Source organism: Peribacillus huizhouensis (assembly GCF_014138605.1).
GTDB lineage: Bacteria > Bacillota > Bacilli > Bacillales > DSM-1321 > Peribacillus > Peribacillus huizhouensis.
The window spans coordinates 38,049-57,627 of the sequence record NZ_JACJHX010000015.1 but is presented as its reverse complement, the minus strand read 5'-3'; the positions used below and the strand labels follow the sequence as shown (position 1 = coordinate 57,627).

General features: G+C 33.3%; 18 protein-coding genes and 1 pseudogene. 4 read left to right on the top strand and 15 right to left on the bottom strand.

Annotation, left to right across the window (positions count from 1 at the left end; translation table 11 throughout):
• Nucleotides 1-1,055: 1,055 nt before the first annotated feature.
• The gene (locus HNP81_RS18690; protein ID WP_182503625.1) at nucleotides 1,056-2,435 is read right to left on the bottom strand and encodes an amino acid permease; all 1,380 of its coding nucleotides are present in this window, start codon (nucleotides 2,433-2,435) and stop codon (nucleotides 1,056-1,058) included.
• Nucleotides 2,436-2,968: 533 nt separating this feature from the next.
• Nucleotides 2,969-3,318 (bottom strand): annotated as a pseudogene (locus HNP81_RS24760) (hypothetical protein).
• A gap of 40 nt (nucleotides 3,319-3,358) precedes the next feature.
• On the opposite strand from HNP81_RS24760, the gene HNP81_RS18680 reads away from it, so the two are divergent.
• Entirely contained in the window at nucleotides 3,359-3,589 is a 231-nt protein-coding gene (locus tag HNP81_RS18680) for a LysR substrate-binding domain-containing protein (protein WP_220478643.1), read from the top strand.
• Between the two features lie 558 nt (nucleotides 3,590-4,147).
• On the opposite strand, the gene xylB is transcribed toward HNP81_RS18680, so the two are convergent.
• The 4 genes from xylB to HNP81_RS18660 form a co-directional block, all read right to left on the bottom strand.
• Nucleotides 4,148-5,647 carry a xylulokinase gene (gene xylB / locus HNP81_RS18675; RefSeq protein ID WP_182503624.1) on the bottom strand — a complete coding sequence of 500 codons (1,500 nt, stop codon included), beginning with the start codon at nucleotides 5,645-5,647 and terminating at the stop codon, nucleotides 4,148-4,150.
• 150 nt (nucleotides 5,648-5,797) lie between these two features.
• Complete coding sequence (locus tag HNP81_RS18670; RefSeq protein WP_182503623.1) at nucleotides 5,798-6,061, bottom strand: GNAT family N-acetyltransferase; 264 nt, start codon at nucleotides 6,059-6,061, stop codon at nucleotides 5,798-5,800.
• A complete protein-coding gene (locus HNP81_RS18665; protein WP_182503622.1) occupies nucleotides 6,055-6,426 on the bottom strand; it encodes a hypothetical protein in 372 nt (123 codons plus the stop codon). Before HNP81_RS18665 ends, HNP81_RS18670 begins: the two co-directional genes overlap by 7 nt.
• A 17-nt stretch (nucleotides 6,427-6,443) precedes the next feature.
• Nucleotides 6,444-6,641 (bottom strand): hypothetical protein, encoded by a 198-nt coding sequence (locus HNP81_RS18660; RefSeq protein ID WP_182503621.1) that lies wholly within the window; start codon nucleotides 6,639-6,641, stop codon nucleotides 6,444-6,446.
• A gap of 315 nt (nucleotides 6,642-6,956) precedes the next feature.
• Between HNP81_RS18660 and HNP81_RS18655 the strand changes: the two genes are divergently transcribed.
• Nucleotides 6,957-7,460, top strand: coding sequence for a YflT domain-containing protein (locus HNP81_RS18655; protein ID WP_182503620.1), 504 nt, complete (start codon nucleotides 6,957-6,959; stop codon nucleotides 7,458-7,460).
• A 691-nt stretch (nucleotides 7,461-8,151) separates the two neighbouring features.
• On the opposite strand, the gene HNP81_RS18650 is transcribed toward HNP81_RS18655, so the two are convergent.
• From HNP81_RS18650 to tpx, 3 genes are all read right to left on the bottom strand, one after another.
• Nucleotides 8,152-8,304 carry a YfhD family protein gene (locus tag HNP81_RS18650; protein WP_152534710.1) on the bottom strand — a complete coding sequence of 51 codons (153 nt, stop codon included), beginning with the start codon at nucleotides 8,302-8,304 and terminating at the stop codon, nucleotides 8,152-8,154.
• A gap of 332 nt (nucleotides 8,305-8,636) precedes the next feature.
• The gene (locus HNP81_RS18645) at nucleotides 8,637-9,299 is read right to left on the bottom strand and encodes a YcnI family copper-binding membrane protein (protein WP_182503619.1); all 663 of its coding nucleotides are present in this window, start codon (nucleotides 9,297-9,299) and stop codon (nucleotides 8,637-8,639) included.
• An 895-nt stretch (nucleotides 9,300-10,194) separates the two neighbouring features.
• Nucleotides 10,195-10,695 (bottom strand): thiol peroxidase, encoded by a 501-nt coding sequence (tpx, locus tag HNP81_RS18640; RefSeq protein ID WP_182503618.1) that lies wholly within the window; start codon nucleotides 10,693-10,695, stop codon nucleotides 10,195-10,197.
• A gap of 372 nt (nucleotides 10,696-11,067) precedes the next feature.
• Between tpx and HNP81_RS18635 the strand changes: the two genes are divergently transcribed.
• On the top strand, nucleotides 11,068-11,643 hold the full coding sequence (locus HNP81_RS18635; protein WP_028391021.1) for a DUF7010 family protein: 576 nt from the start codon (nucleotides 11,068-11,070) through the stop codon (nucleotides 11,641-11,643).
• 219 nt (nucleotides 11,644-11,862) lie between these two features.
• On the opposite strand, the gene HNP81_RS18630 is transcribed toward HNP81_RS18635, so the two are convergent.
• Nucleotides 11,863-12,684 (bottom strand): inositol monophosphatase family protein, encoded by an 822-nt coding sequence (locus HNP81_RS18630; protein WP_028391020.1) that lies wholly within the window; start codon nucleotides 12,682-12,684, stop codon nucleotides 11,863-11,865.
• Between the two features lie 454 nt (nucleotides 12,685-13,138).
• Between HNP81_RS18630 and HNP81_RS18625 the strand changes: the two genes are divergently transcribed.
• Complete coding sequence (locus tag HNP81_RS18625; protein ID WP_182503617.1) at nucleotides 13,139-14,155, top strand: LacI family DNA-binding transcriptional regulator; 1,017 nt, start codon at nucleotides 13,139-13,141, stop codon at nucleotides 14,153-14,155.
• Between the two features lie 301 nt (nucleotides 14,156-14,456).
• Here HNP81_RS18625 and HNP81_RS18620 read toward each other — a convergent pair whose 3' ends face one another.
• The 5 genes from HNP81_RS18620 to HNP81_RS18600 form a co-directional block, all read right to left on the bottom strand.
• Nucleotides 14,457-14,774, bottom strand: a complete 318-nt coding sequence (locus HNP81_RS18620; RefSeq protein WP_182503616.1) for a hypothetical protein — start codon at nucleotides 14,772-14,774, stop codon at nucleotides 14,457-14,459.
• 886 nt (nucleotides 14,775-15,660) lie between these two features.
• Nucleotides 15,661-16,116, bottom strand: coding sequence for a DUF4362 domain-containing protein (locus HNP81_RS18615; RefSeq protein WP_182503615.1), 456 nt, complete (start codon nucleotides 16,114-16,116; stop codon nucleotides 15,661-15,663).
• Nucleotides 16,117-17,124: 1,008 nt separating this feature from the next.
• A complete protein-coding gene (locus HNP81_RS18610; RefSeq protein WP_182503614.1) occupies nucleotides 17,125-17,634 on the bottom strand; it encodes a DinB family protein in 510 nt (169 codons plus the stop codon).
• A gap of 1,136 nt (nucleotides 17,635-18,770) precedes the next feature.
• Entirely contained in the window at nucleotides 18,771-18,992 is a 222-nt protein-coding gene (locus tag HNP81_RS18605) for a hypothetical protein (RefSeq protein ID WP_182503613.1), read from the bottom strand.
• Between the two features lie 223 nt (nucleotides 18,993-19,215).
• Complete coding sequence (locus tag HNP81_RS18600) at nucleotides 19,216-19,404, bottom strand: hypothetical protein (protein WP_182503612.1); 189 nt, start codon at nucleotides 19,402-19,404, stop codon at nucleotides 19,216-19,218.
• Nucleotides 19,405-19,579: the final 175 nt, after the last annotated feature.

Sequence of the window (19,579 nt, the reverse complement as noted above, 5' to 3'; positions counted from 1 at the left end):
ATAATAGAGGGGCATGAAGCTGCAACGGACCTTGATTTCAAACAAATACTTCTTCATAAAGCTTAATTGGAATTATACAGAAAATAAAATGCTTCATCAGCTATTCAGAGTAAGCTTGCAATCTTTGAGATTATCACATCCTAGGCTGACATCAGAAAATTAACGAAGCAATTTACTGGATGTTTCGTGCTAAAATATCTGAATGAAACAAAAAATTCTCTCCTACTTTTATCATCTATCCGTTTTACAAAAATCTAAAGCGGGGTGTATTCAATCCCTCTTCACCTTTTTATTTAAATGGATTATTTAGGTCTTGTAGCTCTTATTTTCACATTTTCACCTATCTCACGAGAAAACTCTTCATTCACATGATCCGGTTCTATTGTTAAGTTTTTGGGAGTTGGAGGTAATGAATTTTTCCTGCTAGATGATTTTCTATTGTTTGATCTTCGCTTAATATAGCCTCCTAACGAAATATAATCTTTTTAGTATGGCTATAAATCACATTTTATATATCCTAAGTTTTGTGTATAAGATAACATTTTCATCTTAAATTCAGTTTTAAGATGAAGATTTCACTTAATGGATGGATTAACTAATGAAGAAATATATTCAAGAATAGGATCTTGGACAATAAATAGTAACTGTGCATTTATTATAGATAAAATTGGCCAATAATGATAATAGGCGATAATCTTTATTGTAGGAAAGCATCCGGTTGTTAAAAATCGAGTCATTTGAATAAAATAAGTAATTATTGATACATTGCGTTTTTTATAATGCTCTATTTATAGAATCTGTGTCGATTTAACGATTAGAGAGTAATTTAGATACTGACAACCACTTACTTCCACTGATGACGAGATATGATATAATGCCATGTCTAACAATGATTAGAGTTTAAACTTTAATATAAGGTAAAATAAATCTTTAAACATTGAAAATTCCCTGTCTTGAAATAAAAGACAAGGAATTTTTCAATAAGTAATATAAACTTATACAGCTGTTTAGATAATTAATAGTATCAAAGCGTGTAGATTTTTATCTGTTTTCTCTTAATGTTCCGCAACCTTATCATGCTTCACATGATTCACTTTCGATATCCGAATCTTATAAACCACAATTAGCATTATAAACCAAACAGGAGTTACGAATAAGGCTACTCGAGTATCTTCTGCAAGTGCAAGCACGACAAGAACGAACGCTAAGAAAGTAAGAATTAAGTAATTGGAAAATGGATAAAGTGGCAATTTAAATTTGTTCACTTTCGCCAGTTCTGGTCTTGTTTTACGATATTTTAAATGACTGATAACAGTAATTGCCCAAATAAAGATAAAACATACTGTAGAAATACTTGTAATTAGTGTGAATACTCCTTCTGGCATTACATAGTTAAGCACAACGGAAATTAGAATCACGACAGTTGAAAAGAACAATGCATTAGAAGGTACTTTACGAGCATCAAGTTTTGCAAATGGTACTGGTGCATTTTTATCTTTGGCAAGCGAGTATACCATTCTGCTTGTACTAAAAATGGCGCTATTACATGCCGAAGCAGCGGATGTTAGGACGACAAAATTGACAATACCAGCAGCTGCAGCAATACCAACTGCCACGAATACTTGGACGAACGGGCTTTCCGTTGGGACAATTGCGTTCCATGGATAAATACTCATAATGACAATAAGAGCGCCAATGTAGAAAATAATAATCCGAATCGGAATATTATTAATTGCTTTTGGGATAACTCTTTCTGGATCTTCTGTTTCACCTGCTGTAAGTCCTACTAGTTCAATGCCTACAAACGCAAATACGACCATTTGGAATGAAAGGATAAAGCCATTTATGCCATTTGGGAACATGCCGTCATGGCTCCATAAGTTTGTGAAACTGGCTGCGCCTGAATCAGTGGAAAAGCCTTTAATAATCATAAAAATACCAATAACAATTAGTGCTAGTATCGCAATGACTTTAATTAATGCGAACCAAAATTCCATTTCACCAAAAAGTTTGACTGTTGCAAGATTCATTATTAGCAAAATGACAAGAGCAATTAATCCTGGCATCCACTGTGGTACATCAGGAAGCCAATATTGAGTGTAGAGACCAACTGCTGTTAAGTCGGCCATTGCGATTGAAATCCAGCAAAACCAGTACGTCCATCCAGTGATAAATGCTGCCATATTACCTAAATAGTCTCTTACAAAGTCAACAAAAGAATGATAACTTAAATTGCTTAAAAGTAATTCTCCAAGTGCCCGCATGAGTAAAAAGAGGATGACACCTGTAATCAAGTAAGCAAATAGAATCGATGGTCCTGCTAAATGAATAGATTTTCCTGCTCCAAGAAATAATCCCGTGCCGATTGCCCCACCAATAGCAATTAGTTGTACGTGTCGGTTTTTTAAACCTCTCGCCAATTTTTCTTCCTGCATACGATTTCCCACTCTCTAGTTTTAGGATGTTTGCAATTTTACGTTTTTAACATATTAATATTCTAATAAAAGTTTAACATATTATTAGTCAATTCGACAACAACAAAGTAAGCGTTTACATTCATAATAGAATAAATTTTCATATATTTTTGATAAATAGTATTTTTTCTAAACCTTTTCTAGGACTTCAGATACAGCTTCCTTACTTTTTTCTTCTAGTTATGCAAACGTAAAGCTAGAGCATTTAACGGATAAATAGAATTACAAGAATCCAGACATAGCTCTGGTTGTGGTAAATGGTGAAACTTTGATAGTGGTCTTCTCGGATAAAAAACCAGAATTACCAAAAGGTACCAGGATTTTCAGTTTACTAAGATTAAGACAGATATCAATCATGCTCATTACCGCTTCTAACTAAAATTTAGAAGCTTCAACCTATTACTAGATTTTAGTACATTCTCCTTTTGAAGGAGCGGATTAGCTCACCCAACTGATGTAATTTTAACAACCTTTGAACTGAATGCAATTATCGTCTAATTACCTTGTTTTTTTACGTATCCCATTAACCTATGTAGTGTTCTCACAAATTCATTTCCAGTTAAATGCCCTAACCCCCCATGGGCACAATCCAATTCATTGTATTGCAAGATTCTATCTCTTCGAATACTAGGACCAGAAATGACGACAGGCACGGGTTCACCTGTATGCTCTCCTATTTCACATGGTGTAGAATGATCAGCTGCTAAAGCCATATACACATTTTCAGGTAGCTGCTTAGCAATAAGCCAACCATTTGATCGAACATTTCTATTGCTTTAGCTTTCTCAAACGGGTCATTATCGTGACCTTTCACATCAGGTGCCTTAACATGAACATACACCATATCAATTTCCTCAAGAGCCAGCTTCCGTTCTCAAAAACATTTGGAGATTAGTAGCCTCGAAGCAATTAAACAAGGGGTTATACAAGGACTCGGAGTATCAATTGTCTCCAGCTTTGCAATTAAACTGGGGATCGAAACAGGATTATTAATAGCTGTCCCTATTGAAGGGGTAAAATTTCATAGGGGAATTAGGTACGTTTATCATCGCGGTTCACATCTTTCACCCGCAGCGATTCAATTTATCTCTATGTTGAATCAAGAGTCTATATAAGTCTCAAATATACATTTTTTCTATAGTACCTACACTACCTGTTTAGGATTTTCAAGTAAGTTTTACTTTCCGTTTGTTCAACCAAATAACAACTTCATGATGTGATTTTTACTGCTATCTATAAACAATTCACTAGCCAAAATAAAAAAATTCCTACAAGTAATAGTAGGATTTTTTTATTTTAGCTTTATTTTCCAGAGAAGTCTTTTCTCACATTCATGACTCCCTTTTGCTTATAGATTCAATGAAGCGGAGATTCTATCATGTCAAGCTAAGCGGCTTTTCCATATACTACATCATCGTATGCCTCTATTCCCAGCAGGTTCAGTTTTAAATTTTATTTTTTGGCTAAGTTGATTGAAAGAATTCTAAAATAATCGATGATTATTCCTTAGTACTGACTGTTCTCATCGTTATACTTAAATAGGTGGAATTGTAATCGACCTTTATATTAACCCTATCATTCGACAATTATTTTAAAGATCCTATTGTTACGTTATTATTATGTGGATACTAGCATTCTATTAATATATTTTTTACTTGCTTGGTGATAAATACTTAACTAAAATCCGAAAGGTGATGAAATAGCTCCTTATTCTGTTGGTAAGCCATTTTGTAATATTGATACATGTCGTTGTACTTACGAGCATCTTCTGGATGTGGAACGACAGGTTCATCACTAATTTGGATAATTGCTTGACACGCTTCTTTAATTGATGGATAAGCTTGAACACCAACTCCTGCCATGATTGCTGCACCTACACATGCTTGTTCTTCTTGACTTACTTTGTAAATTTCTTGATTTAATATATTAGCTTGTATTTGCAACCAAACATCACTTCGTGCCCCACCACCAGAAGCAATAAAGGTATCCATTTTTGTATCGAGACTTTTGATGATTTCTACTGAATCTTTTAAAGCAAATACTACTCCTTCCATCACTGCGCGGATAAGATTGGCCCGAGAATGATTTAATACTAAGCCAATGAATGTTCCCCGCGCAGAAGAATCCATATGAGGAGTTCGTTCCCCTGTCAAATATGGCAAAAATAACAATCCTTCACTTCCAGGTTTGACACTTTTCGCTAACTCATTAATTTCATGATAAGGCATATTCGATAGGATTTTTTCATTCAACCAGCTTAAAGATAATCCAGCAGCTAAACTCGCCCCCATAATATTCCAAGTTCCCGGGACTGCATTACAGAAAGTATGGGTTCTCATTTGTTTATCATATTTAGGTTCAGAGATCACTGAAAAAACTTGTCCACCGGTGCCAATTGTTAAAGAAACTTGACCTGCTTCTACAATGCCGTTTCCCACCGATTGCATTGGCTGATCTCCTCCTCCATACACGACAGGCGTACCTCTGTATAACCCCGTCTCTTTGGAAGCTTTTTCTGTTATTTCTCCAGCAATATCAAACGGATTGTTTACATTTGGATAGAAATCACGATTCAACCCTATAGTCGAAATTAATTTGTCCGACCAAACTAAATTTCTCGTATCAAACGCTAGTGTTGCAGATGCATCTGTCACATCCGTCCCTATTTCCCCCGTCAACATTAGTCGAATATAGTCTTTTGGCAGCAGTACTTTATAAATTCTTTCATATGTCTCTGGTTCGTTTTGCTTAACCCATAGCAAGGAAGGAGTTTGGAATCCCGTAGATAATGGATTTAAAGTGATTTCCCCTACATAATTTTTCCCTAACAACTCATAGATCGAGTGTACCTCCCGCTGTGTTCTTTGATCTGACCATATAATAGCTGGACGAATTACTTGTAACTGTTTATCGATAAGCACCATACCATGCATTTGACCAGAAAATCCTATCCCTTTTAACTCTTGCGATTGAATATGAGCATTGTTTAATGCCTCCTTGATCGACTGTACAGTGGACTTCCACCATCTTTTTGGATCTTGTTCCGCATATCCTTTATTTGGAATATTTATATCATAGAACGCTTGAGCAGAACTTTTCATATTTCCATCGATATCGATTATGACCGTTTTTACACTGGATGTACCCAAATCTATTCCCATTAAATAACTCATTTTATACCATCACTCCTAATCCAATAAATAAAGCAAGGCCCCCTTTCAATTAGCAGGTACCATTTTACTGTTAACAAAATAACGTCGAGCTTTTAGTGATTCCATTTAAAAATTACCTAAAGATTTAGGAATAACAATTGCATTACAGGCTTATTCGTAAAATTCAAGAGGTCCAGTTTCTCCTATAACTGAATACTCATAGCCTTTTTCTTTCATCTCACTTAAACAATAGTGAAGCAAAGAATAACCTATTCCATGAATTCGCTTTGATATGGATGTACCCATTGGACCAAATAATCCTTTTTTTCTTCGGACAACATCAAAGCAAGCGAACCCAACAATCATTCCATTTTCGTCAGCAACATAAATTGGAATATCTTCTTCTTGAAATCCATTTTCAATAGCTGCTACCATCTATTTCCAAATTCCTTTTTCACAAAAAGTTCTAATGCTGCTGCATCATCCTGTTCTGCTTTTCTATAAATGACTTCACTGGGAGCAATTTCAGGAAAGGTATAATTTTTCAATGAATCAATCATATCCCTCTGGGAAGATATGATGTCAAGAATCTTTGAAACATCCAATCCCTCTATAATTGAATTTGTCGCAGGATCTTTTAAATCCAAAAGAGCTTTTATTAATATTCCTTCATTTATATAAACCTGATTGAATCGTTTCATCCGCCTATATGCATTCTCCAATACCTGTTTAGTTGTTAGAGAAATATTCATGCTAATAGGATGAAATAGAATACCTTGTTCATCAAAATCAAAATTCATATTTTTTGCTCGTTCAATTAAAACATCAAAAGATATGGATAATTAATAAACAGTTCTGCACAAACACCCGTCCTCTCAAGTGATGTGCCTATTAACAAATGAATTGGATAGACAATTTTGTTTGTTTTTTTAGCTTCTAGTTCTGCAAAATTAATTATTCTTAATGAGCGGTCAAATAACTTAATATTAGTTAAATCTGCCTCAACAAGCATCATAAATTCACCACACCACTATAATGTTTATTTATAAATTCGTGACATATATAAATATTCCTTTTAAGATAAAGTCTTTTCGGGATTCCGTCCTCAATTACTTGCCCTAATAGTTAGATAAATTGAGCAAAGTTTAACAGAATTTTATACATAATCAACATTGATCCATTCACCTTATTCGGCTTACTCATCAGTGTGCTTTCACCATTTTCTTTTCGACTAATACGCATCATCATGTTACATTTTTTGATTTTTCTGGTTTTATAAACTTAGTGGTGGGTATTCACAGTATAAACAGTAGATTGGAGGAGGATAAAAATGAGAAGAAAAGTATATGGGATTTTAAATTCGGATGAAGAAGTAGTAAAGGCAATTAATGAACTGAAGTCAAAAGGGTATGCTGGAAACGAAATTCTGGTTGTGGCAGATAAAGAAGATCAATTGAACTTTGTCACTAACAATCTGACAACAGATGTGAATGTTGTAGCGGACGAGCATCGAGGCAAATCATGGATGGCAAAAGTAAAGAATTTCTTTATAGGAGAAGATGAAGATGATTCGCTAACAGAGCAACTTGTCACTTTAGGTTTAACTGATCGAGATGCAGCTGATTATTCGGTTAATGTAAAAGCTGGGGAAATTTTGGTCCTTATCGAAGAAAACAATGATATTGGCAACGGGGTAAATCAATCGCATTCAACCAATCATCAAATTGGTCCATCAGGTGAAATTCTTGATGAGCCGAGTAAATTAAAGGAGCCTGAATTTCATGGAACAGTACGACAAGGTGATATCAGGGGTGCTGAATTTAATCGAAAATAAACTAATAAATAGCTAGAAAATGAGGGACGGAGGTTTACACCTCCTCCTCTCACATTTATTGTGAGTGAATATGTAACTCTAAAAAATTTCATCGAATTATTCTTTTAAATAAGGGAACATCCTCCTTTGCTGCTCCCCAACAATGAACGTTTTGATATTTGAATCCCATTTTTTAAGCATATCAGTTAGTAGAGTCTCCTCTAAGGAAAGACTTCAATTTTTCGTTATCGCATTATGTTACTGATCCTCTAATAGGGAAGATAATAAGTATACAATTTTTGGTTGTTTCTTCAAATAATTAAGGTACTAAACCTTCCCTTTGTACTCTTTTACCTCACTATCATCCCATTTCAAAAGACGAGCTATCGCCTTGCATTGGCTTTCTCGTTGGGAAGTCCTGTAAAAAATCTCGCTTACAATAAAAATACACATTTCGCATTTGTACGAATATCGAGGCGATAGCATTGCTGTAACATCCATCTTTGCAATCTTTCTCACAAAAAACAGACTTGGATCGGCTATTGGTTTTTAGCTAGATCAACAAATATAATACAATAAATTCTAATAAAAAATTCTCTCCTACTTTATGGAGAGAATTTTTTATTAGAATTTTATCAACTCAAGATCGATTTCACAGCCTATCTGTTTTACTAAAATCTAAAGCAGAATGTCTCCAGTCCGTCATTACGTTTTATTTAGGTCTCGTAGCTCTTATTTTCACACTTTCACCTATCTCACGAGAAAACTCTTCATTCACATGCTCCGGTTCTATTTTTAAGTTTTTGGGAGTTTGAGGTAATGATTTTTTTCTGCTAGATGATTTTTGATTGTTTGATCTTCCCATAAAATAACCTCCTAACGAAATTTTAATCTATATTAGTATGGCTATAAATCACATTTATATATCCTAAGATTTGTTTATAAGAAAATATTTCCAAAAATAATATTAGTTTTAAGACATATCATTTTTAATTGAAATTTATTGAACTTACCTGACAAGTTGAAAAACCTATTTATGAGATTTGTTTGATCTGCCTGCAGATTTTAAATTAATTAGAAGAACTACAAGAAAACTTTGAAAAGATATTAAATATGAAATGTAAAGAATATGGGAAAATATCAAATATTTTCGTACACCAAAAAGGCAAGAGAATCGATTCTCTTGCCTAATGCGTATTATTTAGCTTTTTTTTTGAGAGAAATACCCACTGATAACAAACCTGCAATTAAAGCTACTATAGATAGAATTAGTGGGGCATTACTCGAACTTGATTTTGTTTCTTCATTAGTTGCATGTTCTTTCATGCCACCTTGGTCATTGGGAGTAGAATCAGTTGTAACTTCTCCGTGTCCATGATCATGGGCAGATCCATCAGCTGGATTTACTACTGTCACAGAGGCAGGCTTTTCAGCATCTGGTGCCCCAACCCATTCTACTACACTTCCATCTTTATAAGTTTGATATGCTTTCCAAACAATTTCGGTCGCATCATCGGCTACTTTTCCTTGCATGTTAAACTGTCCGAAATCAGTTGGTGATAAGCCTTCCCCTTCCGTTATCCAAGTAACACTCGTAATTTTGCCAGCATCATCTTTTTGAACTTCATATACCCAACCTGGTTTTGGCTCAAATCGTGTAATATCTACATCTTCTGGAAATTTAACCTCTATTTTTGTTGTTGGAACCACTTCGTTTTCAGATGGAACTCGGACCGTAAACACTTCATATTTTCCTTGTGAAGTTTCCTTCGGCTGTACAGTAACATGGGCGCTGGCCATACCAACAAAAAGAGAGAATGCACCAATCATTGATACCGTTAATGTTAATACTCTTTTCATAATAGAATCTCCAATCGTTTTTAAAATATATAAATAAACTATAAAATCAATAAAATGCTCAGTATAAGAATCTTTAATATCCTGTTCTTATTAAAAGGTAAACTTAGGCAATCAACATGTATTGAATATTCTCGGCTTGCTCAATTATGGAATTGGAACTTGAATCTGAAGAAATTACAAAGTTGTTTCTATATTTTAGTAATAGGTCAATCTGAAACAAAGAATACTAGTTCGCAAATCTCTTTTCTCTGGAGTGTTTCAATTTTTTCGTAATCATTTGATTTGAATCTAGTTGATGTTTTATCAGCCTCCATTTTATACCACGGTAAATACAAGTAATTTTCCAATATATTTACGTATACCTAAAAATAATTTCCCAACACTAAACATGTTACTATTTGTTAATTTCTAATTAACAATAGCGGACCCTTTCTTCAACTTTAGATAAAGATATAATTCAAATTTGAAAATTAGCTTTTCAAATCAATGAAATATCTTTTGTGTAGAATACATTTGATTTACATTTATATTAATAGAATCTCCCTATATATGATTGTAAAAAACGGTACTTCTTGATAATTAATAACAAATTTCATCATAATTAGCTTCATAATGTAGTGCTATTGATTTGGGGATAATAACATAACTAATAAAATTCGGTCATTTTGTTGCTTCCGTGATAGCTAAAGCTTCGGGATGTCCCTTTAATAGTTCCCTTGTTGTCTAAAGTGGAGTCGCAGTAATTTCAGCTCACTACTGTGGATCGAAAGTTTAATTCCGAGATCATCCCATTTAGAAGCAGAAAATACAAATAAAGGATCATACATATTAGCTTGACTAATATGTACGATCCTTTAAACCTTTTCAACATATGATCTACAATTACTCTATTTGTTTATAATACTGCTCTAGCAGCATCTAATGCCGCTTCGTAATTTGGATGGTCTGTTGATTCATTAACATACTCAACATATGTTACTTTGTCGTTTGTATCAACAACAAAAATGGCTCGCCCTAATAAGCGGAGTTCTTGGATAGCAACACCATATGCTTCTCCGAATGAAAGATCACGATGATCTGATAATGTTTGTACATTATCAATACCATTTGCTGCACACCAATTTCCCTGTGCAAACGGTAAATCAGCGCTAATCGTAAGAACCTGTACATTACCTAATTTAGAAGCTTCTTCGTTAAAACGACGTGTTTGTGCATCACAAACAGGAGTATCAATAGAAGGTATAACAGAAATTAAACGAACTTTTCCTTTTGAGTCAGTGAGTGTAACAGGTGATAAGTCATTCGCTAGTACTGTGAATTTAGGAGCAGTATCTCCAACCCTTAGGTCTGTTCCTATTTGTGTTACTGGATTGCCTTGCCACGTGAAATTAGCCATTTTTAAATCCTCCCTTAAAAATATGTACTATGCAAATATAGCTCAACTATTTAGAATCATCAATTTATTCGGTGTATTATTTTAAATTTTTTGCCGTCGTCGTAAAAATGACGGTTACAATAACGCAAAAAACTACCAAGTAGACAGTTAAATATCTCATTGTAAATAACAGAGTAACAATAGCTGTTGTTACTCTAAGAATATGGATGCTAGAATACTATTTTTTTGAAGTGAAATGGAAAATTTATGTTAATATAGATTATGAATGGTTCTACTTATATAATGTGGATTAGTAAAATATTTACAGTTGAAATTTTAATAATTATTGTAACTTCTAAATTATATTATTTATAAATAAAGGAGGTAAAAAATATGGATTTATTGACTATGAAAAATGAGTTATCTGTAAAAGGAAAAAATGGTACCTCTTTTTTGTTATCAGGTGTAATTATATGGGGTATCATAACCATCCTATTCTTACAATCATTTGAAATCAATACGAAGAATATAATTACTTTGTACGCAACTGGACTAATGTTTCCGTTAGCAGTTATTATTTCAAAAATAATGAAAGTTGATTGGAAAGCTAAGAGCAATCCACTAGGTAATTTAGGTTTAATTTTGAACTTGGCACAGTTAGTTTATTTTCCTTTAATCTTTTGGGCATTTATTTCTAACCCAAATGAAGTGCTTGTGTTCTTTGCCATCATAACGAGCGCACATTTCTTTCCATTTGGTTGGCTTTATAATACAAAAGTTTTTTATATTCTATCACCTATAATGGTTCTGTTAATTTTTTTCATTGGATTGATTTTAAATGGTGATTACTTGTGGGTAATCCCTCTTACAATGTTAATATCGTTAGTGTTTTTGAATTTATTTCTATTTATAGATTATAAGAAAAAAGTGTCTATTACATCTGGATTTACAAAAGACTTTAACTTTTAGCAATAGCAAAACTTGTTTGTCTAAAGGGTACTTTATTTGAAGGAAAAAATTAAGCACTATGAAAAAATGCTTGGAGATTTCTCCAAGCATTTTTATGAGCTAAAATAACTGCTAGTTATCATGCTATTTCTACTGTTTTCGGAAAAAAATACCTGCGATTTTAGATTATCTCCACATTATCGGAACTACTCTTCATTTTCTATCAGGCTTTGCTTGCTGCTATCCTATCGATTTCAGCGAATGATGACTTAAACAATTCAAAACTGTTGGATGTACTTTCAAATTGCTGGCTACGATATTTTGATTAGAGAGCTGGTACGTCTCTCCTTCAGTATTCGTTACCATTCCCCCAGCTTCCTTGACTAGTAATACGCCTGCTGCAATGTCCCAAACACTTAAACCATACTCCCAAAAGGCGCCAAGTTTACCACTAGCGACGTATGCCAAATGTAGGGCAGCTGATCCTAATACACGTATCGTTCTGAATTCTTTCCCAATATGTTCCATGCTGGCGATGTTAATTTCACGAAATTCAGTTGTGGAAACAAAGCCGGTAGCTATAACACTATCAACAGCTCGCTCTACGGTTGAGATTGAAATCGGATTGCCGTTGCAATACGCTCCACTCCCTCGTTCTGCCCAAAACAATTCATCTCGGCAAGGATCATATATAACGCCGAGCACTAGTTCTCCTTGAGAGACCAGTGCAATTGAAACAGTAAATCCGGGAATGCCATTGATAAAATTTGCTGTCCCATCAATCGGATCGACAATCCACAGATAGGGAATGTCTTGGGCGGATTCCAGTATTTGATCAATCGATTGTGCGGATGCAAAGGTCTCTTCTTCCCCAAGAAAAGAATGATCAGGATACGATTCCAAAATACATGAGCGAATCATTCGCTCCGACTGCTTGTCAATCTCTGTCACTACATCAAAGCTGGAGCTTTTTTTCTCAGTAACCAAATCCTTATTTACCTCAGAAAGTATCATCTTCCCTGCCTGTTTAGCCGCTTTACATGCTGTCTCCAAAAAACTCAATATCATTACCTTCCTTTCTATTGTAATACCTTAGAATTTAGCCAAAAGTAATAGTAGAACGAGAGAGTTTACACTCCAATACTAATTATGTATTGAACACTAAAACAGCTCATCTAATCGATTAGATTTACCGAAAGTAAATAGCGAACGCTTTCTATTTCTGACAATTTTATTATATAGTTGAATAAAAAAGTTGTCTACTCTAGCTATCTTATAAAGTGAAACTTCATTGAGTGGGAGTTTTAATGGCCTTTAATGCGGGATAAAAAACACGCATTTATATTCAAGACCTTCACATTCCTTAGGTAATAGTTGATATGGTATAATTGATTAAATTTTGGCTATTAATCATTCTTTAAAAGGGATAAAATTAATTCTTCAATGACGGGCTTTAATTCAATCAAAATTGGTAAGCGTTTTTATAGAGAAATGATTTTTATAAAGGAGTTTTAGCATGAGTACAATAAAAGACATTGCTAAAAGAGCAAATGTATCTGTTGCCACAGTTTCTTATGTGTTAAATAATACACGGTTCGTAAGTCCAGAAAAGAAAAAAAGAGTTGAAGAAGCTATAAAAGAATTGAACTATGTTCCCAATGCAGTAGCAAGAGGGCTACGTGTAAAAAATAGTAAGGTAATCAGTTTAGTAGTATCCGATATTACGAATCCTTTTTATCCGGATATTGCAAAAGCTTGTGAACAAGTTGCCTATCAATCAGGTTATACATTAAATATTGTCAACACAAACGATCAAGACGACCGGTTCATAAAAGCTGTTATGCAGTTAAGAGAAGGAAAAGTTGACGGAATTATTAATACAACAGTATTAGATCATCATCGTTCATTAATGGAGAACTTAATAAAAGATAAATACCCTATAGTCCTTGCCCACCGGTTATTAGATGGTATAAATATGGACACAGTTGTTGCAGATAATATACAAGCGGCTATAGATGCCACTAATCACCTTATTAACTTGGGTCATAAAAAAATCGCTTTTATGACAGGCGTTACTAAATCGTCAATTAATAACCTGCGAATTAAGGGATTTCTAAAAGCAATGAAAGATGCTAACCTTCCAACAAAGGAAGATTGGCTTGCATCTGGTCAAGCGAAGTACCAGCAAAGTTATGACCTCACAAAGGAATTGTTAAAAAATTCAAACAACCGACCTACTGCTATCATTAATATTAGTGATCTAGGTGCCTTAGGGGTACTGGATGCAGCTGGTGATTTAGGGATAATGGTACCAGAAGAATTAGCAGTCGTTGGTTTTGATGATTTGTTTATTTCTAGTATGCGCTCTGTTCAACTTACAACAATAAGGATTCCACGGTATGAAATTGGCCAAAAATCTATGGAATTACTTATCGACAAGATTACAAATAACGATACAAATAATCATCATAATATTTTATTACCTGCTGAATTAATTGTAAGAAAAACATGCGGGTCTCGAATAATCGATTAAATGATCATTTAAGCTGTTTTTTATTACACTAGTATTGTACAAAAATAAGAAAGCGACTTTAACTGAATATTCATTTTAAACCCATCTAAGAACTAAAAAAACCATAGTCACCTAAAGTGATAACTGTCTGTTTTGTTAATATTTATTGTTGTGAAGTGGTATAATCTTCAAAAACAACATCTAGCCTGGAGTGCATATACTAGAGTTACAATGTTCTTAGATGGAATGATCTCCGTTTTTTTGAACTGGTTACGTTATTCAAGTGCACTGTTTTCTTTTGAATAATTTACTTCGCCTTTCATTAAGCAATTTGATCGCTATGTTCGGCCACGAGTCGCTTATAAAGGTTAAGATCTTCTTGATATAAATGAATATAGGTTGCTAAGCCTTGCGCTTTTACTAACTCGAAACTTCTCCAATCCACAATACTATATTCCTCGTTCATTTTTTTTGCATTTTCCCAGGCCGTCTCTTCAAAAACAATATTCATCTCATGCTCTTCAATTAGCATAGCAAGCAGTTTACGGTCATTGTATAGTTCATACTGAGAATATCTTTTTTTCATTTTGAGAATCTCGATTGTTCTTTCAAGTGAATCCAATAGAGATTTCCGGTCCACAGCATGCACCATTTATGATAAGTCGTTTTTTTGTACAACATTAAAAACTTTAGCACCTTCCCTTGAAAAAACTGCAAAAAGTGAACGATACAAGCTAGTTTTAGTTATTTTTGTGAGTTGGACACTAAATCTATAAATGACTTTCTTTTCTGTTTTTTTATAATCTGTGTTGATAATGACAATATAATATATAATAAGGGCGAAAAGTTGGACGTATTTTAGACAAATTGGAGTATTTGATACATCAAACCGAAAACGGCTTGTCCAGTGGCAAAAACCACCATACCTTTAGACATGGAAAGAATTGAGATGGTTAAGGTTAAGTAAATACCAAGACTTCGATGTACTAGGTATCATACAAATAAAGATGAATTTACTACCCAATTTTTATTTAAGTAAAAAAACACTTAAAAAATGTTATGAAGAAGGCTATTGAAAGGAAGTTTCTTGACTTTCTTTTCTTGATATAGGGTTTACAGGTAAGGTTGTGAAATTTTTTAAGGATACAGATGATGAGACAAAAAAGGCTTAAGAAAAATTAGATGCATTAATTATGGGATTTAGTGTCTTTAGGTGAATAGAAATAATAAAGTCATTAAAATTTACTTTAAAAAACATAAAAGTGGCACTACTTAAATTGTAGTATCTCCTATTAAAGTTCTATAAAATGGGCTACTACCAGCGAAGCTGTCACCACCCGCAATAAGGAAATGTCAAGATTACTTCAAACATGCATATACCCCCGTCCTGTTTTAGATGGGGGTAAAATAAAGTTGTGAAATTTTTAATAAGGATTCTCTAGCAATTTAGTCATTTAAAAATAAATTTTTTTAAATAATCGCGCCCGATTGTTGAATATAATATTCGGAATTTTCTCTACCTTTATTTATTCCGTAACTAAAAAATTAAAGGTATTTCCAACTTCAGAAGAACACTCACTTAAAGTATACTCAACTCCATTTTCAGTATTTCTCGAGTCTATATTAGAACAAGACGTACTTTTTATTCCTTTTCCAGAACCTGCATATCCGTCTTGTGAATTATCATAAGTATATTGAATTTTATTACCGTCATAATTTAGATTATAGAAAATTGGGTCTCCTTCAATGGTGTACATTGTGAGACGAATTTGATCTTTGGCACTATCCTTAACATTTTCGATAAAATTCTCAAATTCATTTAAGTTACTAATTTCCCCATGAAGATCAACTACATCTCCATTCTCTATAGCCTCCTCAGAAGAATAAGGTTTTTTGGGATTATCAATTCCACTTTCCTGTTGGCAACCAAGTAACACTATTGATAAAAGTGTTGAATACAAAATTAAACTGAATTTATTCAAAAAAATCACCACCTCTATAAAGTTAGTCGTATTTCTTCGCTTTCGTTTCAAAATCATGTAAAAATTGTGAAAGAGCATTTTCTATTGCAGAGTATTATTGTACTGCGAAGCAAAGAATCTACTTAATAAGCAAGTTCTTGTTCAACTAAAGCACCCTTTAGTTTAATAAGGATAATGAAATAGAATTCTCAAAACAGCCCCTAGAAGTAACCCTGCAATAATAACTAAAACTCGAATTACCCAATTCTTCACTCCATAAATCCTCCTGATAATTGATAAGATATTTTTAATATCCTCCCACCCTTGTAACAATTATTTGTCTACCGGATATTACTCCTTTAAGGTCTTTGGAAAAGACCTTTTTTGCATAACAAAAAGGTTGCTTCAGCATCCTCCCTTATTGAGCTAAAGCACCTGTTAGTTCACCAATGTCTACTCATTTTTCTTTTGACTATATATTTTCTGATTTTTGAACTAATCTTGAAGAAACGATTTATCATTAATAACCACACGATAATACTGATAGTGTTAAGAAAATCTCTATGGATGTTTAACAAGAAACCAATTAAATAATAAATACAGTAAAAAGGTAAAATTATTAATAAATAATCAAATATTGCTAATTTCATTTCTTTAGATGTTACAACATAAATAACTGCCATTATTATTAAAAAAACAAAATCAATCAAATCCATAATGTGTGTTTCACATCCATTTTTATACTTTGTTTTGTTTTCTAATCAATAATAATTGTTATTTTTATGTATTACATCAGGTAATTTTAGCCTGAATCTCTCTTGAACTAACCTGCACCGTTAGTGACATAAGGATTTTTAAACAACATTATTATTTTTTAATGACTTTATTGTAAATTAAACAACTTTATTATCTCTGTACAGTAGCGTCAGGAAAATGCGGATTTACAACCTTAAGGAAGTTTCAATATTAAAAAACCTAATTTCTCAGCATTAAATGAGAAATTAGGTTTTTTAATTAATAGAAAAAGACTTATAAATATTTATCACTAATCACTTTCATATGGTGTAACTCGTGCCCGACAATGCCATATGCAAGGGTACCTACCGAAACTGGGCTGTTCATTACAGTTCCATTACGATCCCATGCTGCATCATCAATGGTTGAAATAAGACTTAACGTGTTGGAGCGTACCGTGTCTAAACCAGCTAGTAGCTGCTCCCAGGATAATTTGTTGAAGTTTGCTGCAGAAACGTATTGATCCTGATCCATTGCTGGGAGTGGCGCACTTTCATTTCGTGCAATGGCAAGCAGTCGATACGACATCACACGTTCAGAGTCGGTCATATGCCCAATCACTTCTTTTAAAGTCCATTTCCCTGGTGCGTACGCCTTCCTTGCTGACTCCTCTGATATGCTGCTCAAGAGGGTTATGGTCTTAGTTCGTTGCTTACTAAGTATTTCTTCAATATCTCCATCTGGCACAAGACTAACATACCTAGCATGCTCTGGATTTTCAATAGATAATGGTCGTGGACGCACAAGAATCCTCCTCATCGGAATAGTTAATTATGGTTCTATACTAAAATTCGACTGTCAAGAAGATATTTCCTTTATTTGATATTTAATTTCATTACCACAAAATAATTGCAAATTAACGATTTATGCAGTTAACATAATAATGGATTAATTCACTTTTTATTCCACTAACCTCCCTCAATAAACAAACACTTATCTCTTAAATACGCAGTTTTTCTCTATATTACTACCTAACTTATTTAACTATACAGATTTGATTAGAACGAAAAGAACACAATCAGACAGTTTACGAAGAAAATGAGCGCACGAAACTAGCCAACCTTCGGTTAATTTCAAAAAGTGTAGCTTTAAAATAAAGTTTGATTATAAATCACTTTAAATCCTTGATTTTACTGAATGTAAAAAGCAATCGTTTTGAATAAAGATTGATCAAAACGATTGCTTTCTTTTATTTTAGAACTGTTAATTTATAAAAAAGATTGATTATTTTAAATCTCCTTATTCCACTAACGCACCATTTTGTTGAATAAGCTAAAAGCCGTTTCCTGTTGATCTAGAAACCATATGTATTAAAAAAATCAGGAAACGAAAGAATTAGCACTAAACCTATAATTGCAGTTGCAAAAAAACAAATCCAACTTATTATTTTTACTTTTTTATCAATTTCAGCTTTTTTCTCTAATTTACCAATGTAGGAAGTGACTAAGAATAAACAAATTAAAGGAATAACCCCTATAAAATTAACTCCTAAAATAGATTTATCTACCAAAAATAAAACTACAACTAGTACAATCACTGCAATTGATATTCTATTTATTATTGTATGAATAAAAATCCCCCCCTGACATTATATACGGATGAAAAGTCAGAAAGTTTCGCTTCTTAAACTAATCTGCCCTTTAGTTTAAGTTCATTTGTTCACAAACTTCCATATATCATTCATGTGTAATGATAATAAAGATGTTTAATTTTGAATCAGAAAAAACGCATTACACCGTCCGAAAACGTGGACGGTGTAAAAAATAAAGATGTTTAATTCTTTGTACAATTACTGAATAAGAACTCGTGGAAATAACAATAAAGTCGTTTAAAAGCCCAATCATTCTGCAACAATCGCGCCCTTTTGTCGAATAAGAATATTAAGAGTTCTTTTGGACTTGTTCAATTTTATTGTTGTTCGCTTTTTTCTGTGCTCGCCAAGTATTAATCATACTAGGAACACCAGCTAGCATACTCACCATAAAACTCCACATTACATAACGCCATTCTCCTGTAAAAATCGACACTCCAATAAAAAACACTAGCTGTCCCACAAGTGCAAACCACGAAGCTATCCAAGCAAATTTTAAATTTTCTTTCATTCCCTCCACTCCTCTTATCTAACAAAATATTATAAATAGGATTGATCTAATACCAAAACGCTCTTTGGCTATATACCAATTATTTCAAATCGCCTTATGTTAAGCAATTGTTATCTTCCATTTAATGGCCCTTTCATGTAAAAAAGCGCAAATCCCTACTCTGGAAATGCGCCCTTTTCTTTGAATAATCAAATATCATTATTTGGTTAATCTATTGTAAATTCTATGAATTAGTAGTGAACTTTAAGTGTTTATCCCCTAAGATAGTAATATTAATATTCCATCTTGGGTGCATAACCAAGTTATTATTCACATCAAATTCTAAAGCCATATGAATCTCATCATCCTCATTTGTCAAAATAGCCATTCTTTTATTTTCAATATCTACATATGGCTTAAGATTATCTGCCATATCAATTTTCCAATCAAAAAAAAGTCATCATATAAACCTCCACTTATAAATCATTCATATGCATTAAAGCGCCCGATTGCTGAAGATCTCATCTACATGTCTTATTGAACTAAAGCACCCTTTAGCTAAACAAGCAGCAATAAGTATTAAATTTGTCCTAAATCTTTAACACATA